Source organism: Psychrobacillus faecigallinarum (assembly GCF_014836595.1).
GTDB classification, from domain to species: Bacteria; Bacillota; Bacilli; order Bacillales_A; family Planococcaceae; genus Psychrobacillus; species Psychrobacillus faecigallinarum.
On sequence record NZ_JACSQO010000001.1, the window covers coordinates 717,296 to 733,508 of the forward strand.

Annotated in this window: 14 protein-coding genes; 4 read left to right on the top strand and 10 right to left on the bottom strand. The window is 36.9% G+C overall.

Features of this window, described 5'->3' with window-relative positions; genetic code table 11:
- Positions 1-384 precede the first annotated feature (384 nt).
- A complete protein-coding gene (locus tag H9650_RS03510; protein ID WP_151111093.1) occupies positions 385-843 on the bottom strand; it encodes a hypothetical protein in 459 nt (152 codons plus the stop codon).
- A 316-nt stretch (positions 844-1,159) separates the two neighbouring features.
- Here H9650_RS03510 and H9650_RS03515 point away from each other — a divergent pair, with 316 nt between their 5' ends.
- Entirely contained in the window at positions 1,160-1,984 is an 825-nt protein-coding gene (locus H9650_RS03515; protein ID WP_191696572.1) for a DUF2599 domain-containing protein, read from the top strand.
- Positions 1,985-2,082: 98 nt separating this feature from the next.
- Positions 2,083-2,271 carry an acyltransferase gene (locus H9650_RS03520; protein WP_144537333.1) on the top strand — a complete coding sequence of 63 codons (189 nt, stop codon included), beginning with the start codon at positions 2,083-2,085 and terminating at the stop codon, positions 2,269-2,271.
- 60 nt (positions 2,272-2,331) lie between these two features.
- Here H9650_RS03520 and H9650_RS03525 read toward each other — a convergent pair whose 3' ends face one another.
- The 9 genes from H9650_RS03525 to H9650_RS03565 all read right to left on the bottom strand — a co-directional run bounded on the left by H9650_RS03525 (position 2,332) and on the right by H9650_RS03565 (position 14,652).
- Positions 2,332-4,923: a bifunctional 2',3'-cyclic-nucleotide 2'-phosphodiesterase/3'-nucleotidase gene (locus H9650_RS03525; RefSeq protein WP_191696573.1), complete on the bottom strand. Its 2,592-nt coding sequence runs from the start codon at positions 4,921-4,923 to the stop codon at positions 2,332-2,334.
- 382 nt (positions 4,924-5,305) lie between these two features.
- The gene (locus H9650_RS03530) at positions 5,306-6,706 is read right to left on the bottom strand and encodes a sodium:solute symporter family protein (protein WP_144537331.1); all 1,401 of its coding nucleotides are present in this window, start codon (positions 6,704-6,706) and stop codon (positions 5,306-5,308) included.
- Between the two features lie 22 nt (positions 6,707-6,728).
- Complete coding sequence (locus tag H9650_RS03535) at positions 6,729-7,862, bottom strand: M24 family metallopeptidase (RefSeq protein ID WP_144537329.1); 1,134 nt, start codon at positions 7,860-7,862, stop codon at positions 6,729-6,731.
- Positions 7,863-7,889: 27 nt separating this feature from the next.
- Positions 7,890-9,062 (bottom strand): metal-dependent hydrolase family protein, encoded by a 1,173-nt coding sequence (locus tag H9650_RS03540; protein WP_225215877.1) that lies wholly within the window; start codon positions 9,060-9,062, stop codon positions 7,890-7,892.
- Positions 9,063-9,174: 112 nt separating this feature from the next.
- Positions 9,175-10,725, bottom strand: coding sequence for a PucR family transcriptional regulator (locus H9650_RS03545; RefSeq protein ID WP_191696574.1), 1,551 nt, complete (start codon positions 10,723-10,725; stop codon positions 9,175-9,177).
- A gap of 201 nt (positions 10,726-10,926) precedes the next feature.
- Positions 10,927-11,970 carry a GDSL-type esterase/lipase family protein gene (locus tag H9650_RS03550; RefSeq protein WP_191696575.1) on the bottom strand — a complete coding sequence of 348 codons (1,044 nt, stop codon included), beginning with the start codon at positions 11,968-11,970 and terminating at the stop codon, positions 10,927-10,929.
- A 166-nt stretch (positions 11,971-12,136) separates the two neighbouring features.
- The gene (locus H9650_RS03555) at positions 12,137-13,462 is read right to left on the bottom strand and encodes an ABC transporter permease (protein ID WP_144537323.1); all 1,326 of its coding nucleotides are present in this window, start codon (positions 13,460-13,462) and stop codon (positions 12,137-12,139) included.
- Positions 13,459-14,151, bottom strand: coding sequence for an ABC transporter ATP-binding protein (locus tag H9650_RS03560; RefSeq protein WP_225215878.1), 693 nt, complete (start codon positions 14,149-14,151; stop codon positions 13,459-13,461). Before H9650_RS03560 ends, H9650_RS03555 begins: the two co-directional genes overlap by 4 nt.
- Positions 14,152-14,457: 306 nt before the next feature.
- Complete coding sequence (locus tag H9650_RS03565; RefSeq protein WP_191696576.1) at positions 14,458-14,652, bottom strand: hypothetical protein; 195 nt, start codon at positions 14,650-14,652, stop codon at positions 14,458-14,460.
- Between the two features lie 213 nt (positions 14,653-14,865).
- Between H9650_RS03565 and H9650_RS20745 the strand changes: the two genes are divergently transcribed.
- Positions 14,866-15,288, top strand: a complete 423-nt coding sequence (locus H9650_RS20745; RefSeq protein WP_191696577.1) for a response regulator transcription factor — start codon at positions 14,866-14,868, stop codon at positions 15,286-15,288.
- 156 nt (positions 15,289-15,444) lie between these two features.
- Positions 15,445-16,161 (top strand): YHYH domain-containing protein, encoded by a 717-nt coding sequence (locus H9650_RS20375; RefSeq protein ID WP_191696578.1) that lies wholly within the window; start codon positions 15,445-15,447, stop codon positions 16,159-16,161.
- The last annotated feature ends 52 nt before the right edge of the window (positions 16,162-16,213 follow it).

Consider the following 16,213-nt stretch of genomic DNA (forward strand, 5'->3'; position numbering starts at 1 on the left):
AATTAAGGTAAAATTTTTACTAAATTAAGGAAGAATTTTTTACCAATTAATTTTATATAATTTCCTTTATTATCCTTAAACTACCGAAACAGTGTACCTACAAAAAAATCCGGAAGCTGACTTTATCAATTGTTCCGATTAAGACCTTTTTTACATTGAGTACGAACGATAAAAGTATATTTATCCTCCTGCTCAAATGTACAATTAATTGGACTTTAAGATTATTGAATAATTACTTGCCTTGTTATAACTAATAATCCGGAAATATACTAGAGCGGTTTCGCTCTAAATAATAAAAATACCGCGAACATTAAGTTCACGGTATTTTCTAGCAGTATATAATTTTTATAAAAAACTGCCCCTTAAAATAGGACAGTCACCTCATTAATCCACAGAAATAACCTCCACCTTATCGGTTATAGGTGGCTCAACTGGGAGAGTATCACCAGGTTTTGGCTTAGCAGGAGTTTCTACTACATCCGGCTTGTCACCGTTTAACTGCTTTAATTTAGCTTTGCTTGGTGTTTCATATTTAATAGAAATATCCTTTTTCACAAAGTTCCCTCCGCCTACTCCATAAAGACCATTGTGATCATTTGTATAACGATACACTCGATACTCCTCTCCCTTCTTCAAATCTCTCACCTTTATTAAAGACTGATCTGGACCTATTTTCCAAAGAGTTGTATTAGATTGTACAGTTACTTTCCCAATTTGCCCTACTTTTAATTCTGTTTTTCCCCACATGACTTTTACCGCGGCTTCAGCATACACACTAGTAAGAAGAATAAAAGAAACGGTAATTACAAACAAAGAGAGATACCTTTTTATTTTCATCGTCATAAGCCCTCCACCTTAATATCTGAATATTAATTCTACTTACTAGAATAACATATATTTAAGAAAAAAATAACAAAATACCCTCCAACTTATTTCAAATGTATTACAGGTGCCTGGCACCTGTAATACATTTGAAATAATAGGCCTAAAAAACTAGAACTATTTGTTTAGACTTTTTTTAGTCACAAAGAATAAGCCATTAATACTATTTAATAAATCTAAATCAATTTTTTTCCTTTTTTTAATTAAAAATGTCTTTTTTTATGAAATAAGTCCTGCTATAATGTAATTTATAAAACATAGAAGGGTAATTTATATCATGAAATTTAATAGGTACATATTCATCGTATTCTTCGCTTCACTAACGTTATTTGGTAGTACTGCTTCTGCACATCCATCAAACAACAATGCCTTTATAACTACATCCTCAGGAAACAAAATAGGCGTTGGGTCACCGACTACTCAAAAGGTTTCTCCTTTTATAATTTTGTCTAAAGAAACTATAAAAGAAAAAAAAGATGCTCGTATAAGACAATCTATTACAGTTCTTCCTTCAACATCATCTACCGTAGTAGAAATTCCTTTTAGTTTCTATAATGATGAATATCTAGTTCTCTACAAAGAGGATTCAGGGAAGCAATACAATGCAGGACATATATTCAATAAGAAAAATGAATCTATCGGTTTATTTTTCATTTCAACAGAAAAAGCTCAAAACAAATTAAAAGTGACTACAAATGTAAAAAATAAAAACATACTCGAATTAAAAATTGAAACAAATAAACTTTTAGACCCAGTAACTATTGATATAGAAATTTCCAGTCCAGATATTACTACCTACTTTTCTAAAAATCAGTGGATTACAAGAGGCAAACTAGATTCTGTCAGCATGATACCTAGTCCTTATCTATTAACTTCTGCTAACTATGAAATTTCGACATTAAAGAGATTGGATGCGTGGAACAAACTTGTCGATCTTCATAAGTATGATGAAAAATGGAGCAATATAAGTGGATTACAAAATCAATTTGATTGTCATTTCGATTTTGCAAAAACTAAGGGCGAGTGGAATTTAGAGCCTGCTAGAAAAAATGTCGGCTATTTTTCAACTATTATGGCTTCATGTAATCCAAGTACAAAATAAATTGTCTACGGAAATAATTTAGTTTCCTCCAAATTTCGACGAATTTTGAAAAACGTTTTTGCTATATTTATACATACCAACAATAAGGAGCATGGAGAATGCAACATATAGAATTTACTAATTTACTTGACTCAGTTATAGGTCCACGTATTATTTTTCATCAAATGGAATGCGATGTTTGCGGATTTGATTTAATCTACTATCAAGATCCCGATACTAGCAAACAAAATGGGATGGCATGTGAACAATGTAACTATGTAAAGAAGTTTGAATTTAAAGTAGAATAGCTCAAAGTATAAAAGATCCTTCCTAGCCAGAGCGCTAGAAAGGATCTTTTATATTTTTATTTATTTGATAGAGTACTTACCAAATCCGTCAGTACCTTCACCAATATATTGAATGCTTCCGTCAGCAGGAAGTACCTTCGCTGCGTTTTTAGAAGATTCGAATATGATTTTTGCAGTTGATGGAAGTGTTGCAAATTTCCAGTTTCCATCTGCAGAAGGGTCAATTGTTTTCTTCTCTAGGATGAAGTCTATAATTGCTTGACGGTTTTCATCTGGGTATACTTCTGTTTCTGTCGCATTACGCACACCCGGGAATGTTCCGTTCGCACGGTAGTTATTTGTTGCTACGATAAATTGCTGCTTCAAATCAATAGGCTTGCCATCGAATTGAAGGTTAACGATACGTGAAGCATCCTTATTCACCAAGTTACCGTCTGGATCATATTTAGCTGGTTGTGTTACATCAATTTCATATGTTACTCCATCAATCACGTCATAATTATATGAGCGGAAATCTGTGTTAATAAGCTGTTGCTCATCTTTTTTAGTTGCATCGATTTGATTGAATTGTCCTGCAGACATTTCTAACCATTCTTTCACATCAGCTCCTGTAACCTTTACAGTAGAGATTGTATTGTCATACAAATATAGGTCTGCAACGTTTTTAATTGCTAACTCACCTGTAGGTACATAAGTGTAATATTCAGGGTCGCTTCTTGTTCCAGCTTTAAACGGAGCTCCAGCAGAAAGAACCGGAAGTTTTTCATTTGCCGTACCTTTAAGCTTTGCTTTTACATATTCGGTTTGTGCATTGGTTACGATTTGTATGGATGGGTCATCTTGCACCTGTGAGAAGTAGCTATGAATATCTGCCGTTGTAGTTCCAACAGCTTGGCGCACATAAGAAATAGTCCCTTCATGAGCCTCCTTTACTGCATTCACGATTGTTTGGTCTACATCAGATGCATCCTTTGCAATCGTACGAACCTCAGCTTTAGATGAAGCAACCTTCCAGCCTTGTCCGTCTTTTTCCAATGTCAAATCAATTACACCTAAATGGCTTCCGAATTTACCTGGCATTACTACTGGAACACCGTTCATAGTTCCTTTTGCAATATCCACATTAGTTAAAGAAGCATCTACTTTTCCAGGGAATACTTGATGAGCGTGACCAGTGATAATCGCATCAACGCCATCTACTTTAGTCAATAAGTAGGTTACATCTTCCTCACCAACCTCATGAGTAGCGTCTCCCATACCTGAGTGAGAAAGAACTACTACTACATCTGCTCCAGCTTTTTTCATATCTGGAACTACTTTTTCCACAGCTTGCACAGAATCATCTACTGTTACTTTTCCTGTTAAATGTGATTTATCCCATTTCAGGATTTGTGGAGGTACAATACCAGTTACCCCGACCTTTACTGTTGCTTTATTCCCCTTCGCATCAACCACTTCTTTATCGATTAATACGTAAGGTGTGTATGCTAATTTACCAGTAGCTGCGTCACGAACATTTGCATTTACATAAGGGAAGTCTGCATCATCTAAAACTTCATCTAAGAAATCAAGGCCGTAGTTAAATTCGTGGTTACCGAAAGTAGCTCCATCATAGTCTAAAAGCTCCATAGCTGTAATAGATGGATGCTCTTCTCCATCCTTTAGCTTGTCAACTGAAGATTTATAAGATCCTAGCGGAGTTCCTTGAATAGAATCACCATTGTCGAATAACAATGAATTACTATTTTCTGTGCGTGCTTTTTTAATTAATGTGGCAGTTTTAGCAAGACCTAAACTATTTGAAGCTGTGTCTTTATAGTAGTCATAGTTTACAATATTTGTATGAATATCAGAAGTACCTAGGATACGTAGGGAAAATGTCCCTGTCGCAGCTTCTTTATCAACACCAAATTTATTGTCATAAGCTCGGTCAATCAAATCTTTAATCATTGGTAAAGAGTTAGATTGAGGCAGCATATCAATTAAAGGATAAATAGAAAGTATAGCTTTTTTAGCTTCTTCTGTTTTACCAGCTGCTAAAGCTTTCTCAGCTTCTAGAACCTTCATATATATAGTGACAGGTATTTTTAACTCATCACGCTTAGCATTTGCCGGATCTTTATATTGTTCTAACAAAAGATCACGAGCTGACTTACCAGTAAAACGGTAAAGAATAGCTGTACGTGATTTCAGTTGAGCAGATAATTGATGATAAGATTTCTCTGCCTTTGACCAATCACGAGCTGCTTCAGCCTTTTCAATGTCTTTCATAATTGGATTTAAGTACTTGTCCGCATAGTTGTAAGCATCAATATAAGGAACAATTCCTTTTGTTACTTTTTCATAATACAAAGCATCCAAATCTTTTAACATAGTAGCTTTGTTTTTAGCATTGGATTTTGAAATTGCAGCCTTCGCTTTTGCATAACTTGCCTTCGCCTTGTTTAAAGCAGGGTATAATTCTTTACTAGTAACAATTTTCCCCTTTTGGGCAGGCACCACATAAGCATACGCTGCATTTTTCATGTCCATACGAGCTTGATCGACGATCTGTTGAGTCGAACTGCTAGCAAAAGTTACATTTGCAGAAGCAAATAAAGACGTTGCAAGCACAACCGAGACTACCGATTTTTTTAAAGATTTCCTATTCACATTTCCACCCCTATTTCTGATTTTTAAAATCCCCCAGCCTATCATTCTATTCATAAATAACGAACAATTGGGCTACTATCTAAAGATAATCAAATACTCTAATCAAAACAATGCAATAAATGTAAAAATATCGTAAAATCAAACTATTTACACTCAAAAGATTTATATTATGGGTAAAAATACATAAAAAATATCTATTTCCAAAGTATGTATAAAATATTACAGGTGCCTGGCACCTGTAATAATTTTTCTATAATATTTAAAGTTGATATTGTTCGATAAACCCTCCATCCCTCCAAACAGGGACAGAATTTCCAAATATATTAGTATTCTAATATATTTCAGGTGCCAGGCACCCGTAATACTTTTGAAACAATATAGGTTAGTTTTTAGCTAAGATTCCTGACATGTTTTCTTTTGGTTGAGTTAATAGACTCACGACTACTAATGTGATTACAGCCATTGGTAAGGCAAATAAGACGCTGTTTAGCTCAAATGGTTTGTTTAAGACAACCTCCCAGACGATTGTACTTACACCACCAACCACCATCGAGCTTAACACTCCAGTTGTAGTTGCTCGCTTCCATAGGATGGTGGCAAGCAGTGCAGGTGTAACGGATGCGCCGTACATTGTATAAGAGTACATTTGAATAGCTAACACAGAAGGGAAGTACATAGCAAGCACATACGCAACAACACCTAATCCTACAACTACATAACGATTCATTTTTAATAGTTTTTTATCGGAAATCTCTTTTTTGCTATAGCGCTTATACAAGTCATACACAATATTCCCTGAAGCAGAGAGTAGGTAAGATGTTCCTGTGGTTATGATAAAGGCAACGCACGCACAGAGCACAACTAATCCTATTGCTAAAGGTAATCCATTAATAGCCATATTCAACACAGCTGTATCTGGTGTGATATTCGGAAACATTACAATAGCCGCAGTGGCAAATGTAATAGTTAACCCAATGACAAGTACACTACCTAAGAAAAAACCAATTGTTGAATTTTTCGCCGTTTTCTCATCCTTTGCCGCAGCAAAACGCTGATACATATTTTGATCCCCTAAAATAAGCAGGAACAGGGGCAGGAAATACCCTAACAATTGTAGTGGACTAAGCCCTCCATTCCATTGCTTGGCCTGTTCCGGAAGATTTAAAGATAATCCCTCCAGTCCCCCTACTCCGTTCAACACGAAAGGTAAACCTATTAAAAATCCAAAAACTATTAACAGAGCACTTAAAGCATCTGTATAGGCAACAGAGAATAACCCACCGCTCACCGTCAAGAAGATAACAAGCACCGCGATAATAATCGCACCAGTCTCAATCGGTAACCCAGTCGTAATTTGCAGTACATACGCACCACCAGTGAACTGATAAGCGGTAATTCCCACATATGCAAGAAGTATTAATATACTCGCAACAAGTCGGGCTTGACTTCCAAACCGTTTCTCAATAATTTCTGGAACCGTATATGCTTCCCCTTTGCGAACCCTTCCTGCGATAAAATAAAGTACAATAATGCCGAATATTCCACCTGATAAATTGAAAATTGCAGCCCACGGACCGTACTGATATATGAAGCTTGCCCCACCGACCACTGTCCCAGAGCCAACAAAGGTAGCTAGCAGAGTTCCAGTCATAACCCATAAGGGGAGTGATCGTCCAGCTGCCATAAAGTCCTGACTTGTATCAATCGAATTTCTACTAAAATATACCCCCATCAAGGCCATTACAGCTAAATAAATTACAACTGCGATTAAATAAATACTCATTTTATTCCCTCCCCTAAATTAGTTAAAGAATTAAATCTTCCAGCTTACTTGGATAATGAGTGACTAACTGAGTTCCCTGCTTGGTCAAAATGACAGTATCGGAGTGACGGAAACCTCCAATTCCTGGAATATAAAGCCCCGGCTCTACGCAAAATACCATGTTCTCTTGTAGGACAAGATCATTTGAATATTTTAACGATGGCTCTTCATGAAGTCCTATCCCGATTCCATGTCCTGTGCGATGTCTGACATACTGCTCCACATTCGCATCTTTAAATACATTCAATGCAACTTCATTTACCTCCGCTGCAGTCACCCCTACTCGTATAAAATCCAGCGCAGCCTGCTGCGCCTCTTGTGCCAGCTTGAACGCTTCCTCCTGCTCAATTGTTGGTTTCCCAACAAAAAAAGTACGTTCACATTCGGCTCTGTAGCCATTGACTCCAACCTGTCGACTGTGAATAATAATATCGTTAGTACCTAGAGCTCTAGTATTAGAAAACACATGTGGCATATTAGTTCTCTCAATACCGGATGGAGACATAACAAAATAATCTAATGTAGAGTTTGGATGATTCTTAGCGACCTCTAAAAATAGTGCTGTATTTCCAAATTGATCTAACTCCATTTCCGTTATATTTGGAGCAGCATGCGCTAGTGATGCAGTCAATGAAAGGCTTACCAATTTACCGGATTCAATAATTTGTTCTATTTCTTCCTCCTCTTTTATAGCCCGCATCTGTATTATTTCTTCATCTAAGCTAACTAACTCATATCCCTTATCACGTAATCTTCTTGCTAATTCAAAAGGTAAGGCACTAAACTCTACCCCGACTCTAGAACTTTCAGGATAAGTTGATATTACTTCTTCAAAAAGCTCTACATAAGAATTTGCCTGAGTTTGGTGCAAAGGCGTTTCATAATAGACTAGTAGTTGATCCGCTATTGATTTATCTTTTGCGTGATTTTCTTCCAATGATGGCACGACTAGCTTTGTGTTCTGTTCACCTACAAATAAAACAATTGGTCGAGAATAAGTAATGGCTTTAAACCCACTAAAATAATATTGATTTTCAAAATTCATAATGACCGAAAGAGTTACCTCTTTCTTAGCCATCACCTCTCGCAATTGATATATCCTCTTTTCAAAATTCACATTCATAAACCCCTTTCTTTTTTCTACCTAACTATTAATAAAAAGACCGTTTTTCATAACTCTTTTAGAATCTTTTAAAGCTAATATACTATCTAATGGATTACTCTCTACAATTAATAAATCTGCAAACATGCCCTCTTTTAAGACTCCCCTGTCCTCCAATCCTAAGCACTCAGCAGCTATTTGAGTAGATGCATGTATAACCTCCATTCGGCTCATACCTGCGTCCTCCATAATCTGTAATTCATCAAAATAATAATTAGGCGGGGTTACCGGTGAACCACAATCAGTTCCCGTAGCAATTTTCACACCAAGCTTTACTGCTTTTTCGAGCATTTCCGCATGAGGCTGCACTACATGCCTTGCCTTTTCTAAAGCCCATTCTGGTATGTTTTCATCTGTTGCCAATCTTTTCATCACTATCATCGTAGGCACTAAATAAGTTCCATTTTCCTTCATTTTCTGAAGTGCACTTTCATCTGCATAAATAGCATGCTCTATTGTATCTACGCCTGCTTCAATACAGTTATGGATACCTTCTAGCCCCTCTGCATGGGCAGCCACTTTCTTATTTTTCTTATGTGCTTCCTCAACAGCTGCTTTCAGCTCGTCCACATTTAGCTGAGGAGATCCTGGCTCTTCACCAAATGTATAAATTCCACCCGTCGCCATCAGCTTGATAAGATCTGCTCCTTCCTTCATCACCTGACGAGTTGCCCTCCGAACATCGTCTGGTCCATCTGCTTCTTTTCCTAAATAATGAACATGGCCCCCAGTCATACAAATAGCTGGTCCTGAAGCAATAATGGTTGGTCCAATCAAATCCCCACTATTAATAACATCTCGAAGATTTAATACACTTTTCTTTGGAGAGGCAACATCGCGAACGGTAGTAATACCCTCCTTTAAAGTTAGGAGTGCATGGGAGTAAGCCTCCAATGCAATAGTGGACTCATCTAAATGCTGTATGTTCTTTTGAGGGTCCTCACTTCCATCCCATACTAGATGTACATGACAATCAATCAGTCCTGGCATAACATATTGACCTTTTATATCCACTAAATTTGCTGACTCGACTTTTTCTATCTCTCCAGTCCCAATTTCTTTAATTTTCTTATCTTCTATAATTAAATAAGCATTTTCTATAATTTCTTCATCCAGTCCATTAATTAATGAACAGTTATATAAGATGGTCTGCATCTTCATCCCCTCTTTCTGTTTGTTAATAGAAATTTTAGATTTTTCTAAAATCTTTTTCATTGTATCTAGAGCACAAAAAAAAGAGACTGTTTTATAGTCTCTGGACAATAAGCTATTTGATTAAGCGCAATGCAATAGAAAAAAGCAAATATTCATTTTGATTTTCAAAAATAATTCCCGGATAAAGCTCTTGGATTTTTTCCATTCGATAGCTTACGGTATTACGATGAATAAATAATTCCTCTGCGCTTTTTTTAAGGCTAAAGAAATGCTTCAAATAAACCTCCAAAGTTTTGGTTAAGTCTGCCTGGTTACGTTTATCAAAATCTAACAAGGGCTGGAGCAACTCTTTCGCTGCCTCCTGCATAGAATCTTCTTCTTTTATCATAAACAAAAACCTGTCTACTCCTATATCCTGAAAGAGTATAAGCTTTACGTTCATTTGTTCACTTAGCTTTATACAATGCTTCGCTTGCTTATATTTTAGAAGGAGATCTTTTTCTACTTTACTAGTCATATACTCACTGACACCACAATAGGTGCCTTGTAGAGAAGACAATATTTCCTGTAGGTTATGTATTTCTATAGGGGTGGAGGCAATACAAATTACCTCTTGTTGATAAATCCAAATAATCTTGTCTGAATTTCTTCCATCCAATTTATCGTAAATCACAGTAAATCCATAATTGATTAGGTCTTCATTTTCAAAATGAAACACATAAATCTGGGACATTTTTTTTAGAGAAGAGGATAGATTGGAGGTACGATTAGGTAAACTGTTCCTGCTCTCAAAAACCGCTTCTAACAACTGTATCTCTTGATTCTTTAAAAAACGCTCTAAAGACTTTTTCTTTACTGCATCAAGCAACAAGGCCGTCTTTCCATATTGAATAGCTGAATTGATTATTAACTCTTCTACCCCGTTATTACCTATGATCAAATATCCATGCTTTTCGATTTTTTCCATAATAGGAAGGACGAAAAACACTAAATCATGCTGCAAAGAAAAGGACTCCGTCAAGGCGCTCCCGACCTCCAAGTATTTTTCTCTGTATAGAGCGTCTCTTTCTCTCTCTAAAACAGATTTTACAAGTAGACTAAATTCCTGACGATTAAAATTATTGTTAGTCCAAATGGAAACAATACTTAAGCTTTGATCTAGAAATACAATGGGAGAGGAAAGATATTTACCTAATGTAGCAATAATATAACTGACTCCCTTATCCCTGGCAACTGCTTCTAGTAATTGAAGGTTCATCTCCTCAATTCGTACACGAAGAGCATCATTTTCACCTAACAGCAATTCATTAAACTCCTTAAAAACCTCTTTATAGGATAAATCCACTGGGATTGTGAATATAGGCAGACCGTTCGTATTAGAAAGCTGCAACAAGCTATCTGGAATAACCGCCCAGCCAGCTTCATGGATCCCTAGTGCGGAAATCTTTCGAGTGATTAACCATTCTACATGAGATAAAATTTCATACTCATCTTTAAAAGCAGCAAACGTTGTCAAAATGAACCCACCTGGATGAACCCGCTCACTTCTAAGCGGCAGCTCCTGTATATTTATATAATCTATTTCTCTTTGTTCCCCCTGCCAACCACTAACTAAACGAATGCCATACTTTTCTAACCTCAGAGCCAATCGCTCAATAGACATCAAATCACTCACCCCATTCACACGACTATTAATATACTTAAATACTATATTAGCAGAAAGTTAAGAAAATATAATTACAGATAGATTACGGGTGCCTGGCACCTGTAATCCACTTGTTACATAAAAAGTTGTACAAATGGGCAATGAAAAAGCGTTTCCCACCTATTAATAAGGATGGAAAACGCTTTTTGATATATATGCTTATTTCACTACAAACTTAACTAAAACACTTTCAGTTAAAGTAGTGCCGTTTTTCCCCTTCAGGTCATTGGTGATCATTAGCTCGTATGCACCTGGGGAATATCCTTCTTTAGGGGCGTATACCTCTATTTGCTTTCCATTTACTTTAGAAACAGATTTTTCAACTGAAATTACCTTTGCTCCGTCTTTCGTGACGAAAATCGATTGGTCCAAGCTTGTTGGGTCGATTTCTTGGCTCAACGTAATTGTCCACTTCTTGTCAGAAGCTACCGGAATATTTTTTTCCATTACTTTGCCCCAGCCAATTGGTAGCTCTGGTAAAGTATTTAAGAAAAATTGATCTGCAATCACTTGATAGCCTGCCTCATTTGGATGAATATCCTTTGGATTCTCCAAATAGTCGGTACCCTTTATATCAAAGGCGGGGGCTACATTGACAAAATGGACATCTTCACGTTCTGCAATAGCAGCTATTCGATTGTTCACAATAGTGAAGGCCATTTGCATCTGCTGCTTCGTTGCTAGATCCTTTAAATACGGGAATGGAAAATAATAGCCAAACAAGCAAATCTCCGCATTTGGGTTTATTGCCTTTACCTGTTTTACCGCAGAAGTTAAATTTTCTGAAACCTGGTTCAATAACAATGTTGCAGCCGCTAAATCTACATCCACACTCTCGTCTTTTGGATCATAAAAGGCTTTTATAAAATCATTCGCTCCACTGACAATGGTAACAAGCTCAGCATCCTTTAGAGACTGCTGAACGTCTTTTCGCTTCAATTTATCTAAAAGTCCATTAGTTGTTTCGCCAGATGTAGCAAACTCTTTAGTAAATGAACCTAACTTCCCTTCCTTCTCAAGCCTCTCTGCAATCATATCTGTAAAGCCTCGACCGACCTTTTCCCCGTAAGGAGTATGACCACTTGCAATCGAATCTCCCAGAGCTACGTAATCTATCTTTGCATTGTTCGCATAGGCAGCAGGCACGTTGATACTAAACACCAACAATAATAAAGCCATCACAACCATCATTTTTTGCTTCATTCCCAAAACTCCCTTCATTAGAACTCTCTAAAGCAATCTTCCCTACATATATATTAAAAGCTCTATACCTTATTTATTTCCCTATATTTGCTTTTAAATCCTTTAAAATTAAAAAATGATAAAAAGCAGCCGAGAAAAAACTCGACTGCTTAAATATTACTTAAAATTATTCATATCTCAAAGCTTCACTAGGATTCATACGTGCAGCTTTTAAGGCAGGATAAATTCCGAACAAGCTTCCAATTCCAAAAGAAGTATACAGTGCAAGTTTTACTGCCCAAAGCGGTAACACCAATGCGAAAATCTCCACGTTATTGTTCCAAAATTCTATGAACACATAGCCGAGGCCGATCCCTACCGCTCCTCCTAAGATACAAAGCAACAAGGTCTCAAAGAAGAACTGCATCAAAATTTCAAAGGTAGTTGCACCGAGCGCCTTTCTAATACCGATTTCCTTTGTTCTTTCTCTAACAGACATGACCATTACATTCATAATACCAGTCCCACTAATTACCAATGCAGTTGCAGTGATACCAAACAGCATAACCTGTAAAATAGTAGTTACCTTCCCTAATGCTCCAAGCATTTGCTCCTGCTTTACGACGCTGAAGTCTATTTCTGAATGATTGGTCTTAATTGCACCAAACACCGCACTATCCACTCGATCAACCGCTCCCACACTAGATGCTTCTACAATGATTTTGGTTAAATTTTTCATATCGGTAGTTTCAAGAGCAGTTTGAATAGGAATAACGACATTATTGTCAGTACTAGAGCCAAGAGTGGCGTTTGGCGCCAATACACCTATGACCTCATACGTTTCTTCATTTATCGTGATGGTTTGACCAACCAACGTAGAAAGTTCCTCTGCAGAGGCGCTCTCTCCTAGAATCTTGTTCATTATTCGCTTCCACCAGGGCTCTGGCTCCACTTTGGTATCCTCCGGAGACTCTCCTTCCGTGGTAGACACTTCCTTATCAAGAAGAGTCTTATGTATGTTGTTACCCAGCACGATTACCCTTGCCTTTGCATCCTGCTCCTCTTGTGTAAAGAAACGACCTTCCGACAGCTCTGCATGCTGAACGCGCAAGAATTGATCAGTTGTCCCGACCATTGAAGACTGAGCACTTTTTTCTCCATACTTCACCACATTAATAGTTTCTAAAATAGGAGTAACAGTTTTAACTTCTTCGGCCTCTGCCACCGCTTCGGCATCCTCATATGTAAGTGTGCTAGGCACGCTAGTCAATCCGCTAAGTAAATCCTTCTCACCAGTTGTGGTGTCTAGAAGCCGTCCTGGCATTACGAGAATCTGCTCTGCCCCAAGACTACCCATCTGCTTCATCAATGTATCTTTGACCCCGATGGCAATCGCAGTTAAAACAATAACAGCAAACATACCAATGACCACGCCCATCATGGCCGACAATACTCGAAAGCGATTAGACCATAAACCAAAGCAGGCTAGTTTAAACGAAGTAAGTAGTTTCATACGAGCACCCCGTTCTGCAGCTGTAAAACACGTTGAGCACGAGAAGCCACTTCCATGTCATGTGTAATAACAATAAGAGTCGCTCCTTTTTCATGCACACGGTCAAACAGCTTTAAAATGCTTTCGGTGGTTTCTTCATCTAAGCTCCCTGTCGGCTCATCTGCAAGTATAAGCGATGGTTCATTGACCAAAGCCCTTGCAATAGCAACCCGTTGCTTTTCACCACCAGATAATTGGTCAGGCTTTTGGTTTTTCTTATCCAGGATGCCCATTTCTTCTAGCATTGCAAGAACTCTTGCTTTCTTCCTTTTAAATCTTTTCTTCCCATATGTTAAGGGAAGTAACACATTTTGATAAACTGACAAGTTTGGGATGAGCTGAAAATGCTGAAACACAAATCCAATCTCCTCGTTTCTAAGTCTTGCACGACGAGCCTTTCCCATTTTATGTACAGATTTTCCAGCTAGTTCATATATTCCTTTATCTAATAAATCCAATGTCCCTAATAGATTGAGCATTGTACTCTTGCCTGAGCCCGACTTCCCCATAATAGCTACATATTCTCCTTGCTCTACTCGGAGATTCATCCCACGCAATATTTCCAACTGCTTAGTTCCTGATCGATATTTCTTTTGCACATCACGTAGTTCAATCATCTTGCATCCCTCATTTCTTACACCCATAAGCATCCTCAATCCCCCTCCCAAGATTCGACAAACCTAGTTGAAATCCTTTATTTAATGGAGAAAATGACTCTATACTCCCATAATAAAAAAAGTGTATATGAGATTTTGACTGTTCAAGAGCAGCTTTCTTTAGGTTTTATCTCTCCCTAAACCCTCAGTCTAATTTATATGGATATAAACAATCCAGAATAATAATTTGTTTAGTTTTACTCAGCTATTAAAATAAATAAAATTTTTTTCGCTCTGTAGGTAAAAAAATAAAGAGGTTATGCAAACATATAAATTTGCATAACCTCTTTTTAGTTATAGTCACAGCTTAGGATGTAAACTATTTTTTCGTTCAGAAAGATATGTATCGCTTGGAGATAATTTACCTTCAAGTGCCGGAAAAACATATTGGCTCGCTGCCTTGTTCATATCATTTTTCACATTAGTTATAGATTGACCCACAGAAATAGTTTTTCCATAGGCAGTCGGGGAAAATGCCATTATGGAACTTGCCACTACCCCAGTTGTCGTTTTAAATACATTGTTTTTTAAAAAAATCCCTCCTGATACGTACCATTTTTTCTACTTACCTGCATTAACACGCTTCGGTTACTTATTAACGTAGTTGCCTTTAATAAATGGCCAGAGTTTATTCAATATAAGACAATAATCCAGGTAAAAACGAAAGCATTACAGGAAGAGCAAGTATCTACTATTATAGAAGCTACTATGTTAGAGGCAATATGTGAAATGGAGATGGGGCATAAAGACAGTGCTGTAAAAGCATTGCATGAAGCATTAAGCCATGGCTCAAATTATGGATATGTCCGAACTTTCGTGGATGAAGAAGCCTGTTTAAATCTGTTAAAAGCTTATTTAAAAATACGCCAAAAGAATAAAAAAATATCTTGGAATTCAGTGCCGTTGAGCTACGTAGAACTTCTAATAGAAAATTCAAGGGTAGCGGACAATGTATTAGATACACTCACACCACGAGAAATGGAAGTTTTTAATCTGCTTGTAGATGGTGCAACCAATCGCGAAATTGCAAAAAAGCTTTTTCTAACAGAAGGAACCGTTCGTGTATACTTGACAACTATTTACAGTAAGCTTGGTGTCACTTCAAGAGCAAAGGCGATATTACTGAAGTAACTATTTATATTTGTCACGCAATGCAAATTTTTCTATAGCAAATATCACTCACCTCTTTTGTCTCTATTTTTACCTTTAATTTACTTTTTTATATTTCTTTTTGTATTTTTTATGGTAAAATTAACACTTGTTTTACATAAAAAGGAGAGAGAAACTATGAAAAAACTAGTTGTATCATTATTAACCTTCACTTTATTATTAGTAGGGCTGACCACACCTGCTATGGCACACCCAGGGCGTACAGATTCAAACGGTGGACACACTTGTCGGACAAATTGTGGAAAATGGGGGTTAAATTATGGTGAGTATCATTATCATAATGGCGGCACGTCCAAGAAGCCAGCGACTAACAAGACTACTAAAAGCAACACAAGTAATACTGTGAATAGCCAAAAGAATATAGTATCCATCGATCCTTACACAGAAGCTGAGGCACTAATAAAACAAGCAGAAAGCTACGCTGGGTCACTTAAATGGGAAACTTCTTACGATTATAGAGCAACAAAATATTCTAATAACCCAATTAGTCAAATTGATATGAAGCTTTACAACAATACTAAAAAAGCTATCACGGCTGCAAGAGCTAATTCAAACGTTACTTTATATAATGATTTAGAAGAGAGACTGAAGAAAGTAACAGAGATTTACCTAAGAACTCAGGCATATATCGATGCTATTAACTCGGGAGAAAAACTGTTAAATCAATTTCAAGATTATCAATCACTCAATAAACTTGATTCAAACGGTGAGAAAACAAAACAAGCATATGTAGCATTTCAAAAGCAAACACAAAAAACTAATACAATGATTTATCGCGTTTATGGGAAAAGTACACGCGAAGCAATGCTTAAAAAGTTTAATATAACTAACTAGCATCGTTTTTAACAAAAAAATGTCCCTGCGAAGATTAAATCTTACAGGGACA

Bases quoted from the DNA above. Each gene is read 5' to 3' on its own strand.
- H9650_RS03510 (WP_151111093.1), bottom strand. From the start codon at position 843: ATGACGATGAAAATAAAAAGGTATCTCTCTTTGTTTGTAATTACCGTT.
- H9650_RS03515 (WP_191696572.1), top strand. From the start codon at position 1,160: ATGAAATTTAATAGGTACATATTCATCGTATTCTTCGCTTCACTAACG.
- H9650_RS03520 (WP_144537333.1), top strand. From the start codon at position 2,083: ATGCAACATATAGAATTTACTAATTTACTTGACTCAGTTATAGGTCCA.
- H9650_RS03530 (WP_144537331.1), bottom strand. From the start codon at position 6,706: ATGAGTATTTATTTAATCGCAGTTGTAATTTATTTAGCTGTAATGGCC.
- H9650_RS03540 (WP_225215877.1), bottom strand. From the start codon at position 9,062: ATGCAGACCATCTTATATAACTGTTCATTAATTAATGGACTGGATGAA.
- H9650_RS03545 (WP_191696574.1), bottom strand. From the start codon at position 10,725: ATGTCTATTGAGCGATTGGCTCTGAGGTTAGAAAAGTATGGCATTCGT.
- H9650_RS03550 (WP_191696575.1), bottom strand. From the start codon at position 11,970: ATGAAGCAAAAAATGATGGTTGTGATGGCTTTATTATTGTTGGTGTTT.
- H9650_RS03555 (WP_144537323.1), bottom strand. From the start codon at position 13,462: ATGAAACTACTTACTTCGTTTAAACTAGCCTGCTTTGGTTTATGGTCT.
- H9650_RS03560 (WP_225215878.1), bottom strand. From the start codon at position 14,151: ATGCTTATGGGTGTAAGAAATGAGGGATGCAAGATGATTGAACTACGT.
- H9650_RS20745 (WP_191696577.1), top strand. From the start codon at position 14,866: ATGTTAGAGGCAATATGTGAAATGGAGATGGGGCATAAAGACAGTGCT.
- H9650_RS20375 (WP_191696578.1), top strand. From the start codon at position 15,445: ATGAAAAAACTAGTTGTATCATTATTAACCTTCACTTTATTATTAGTA.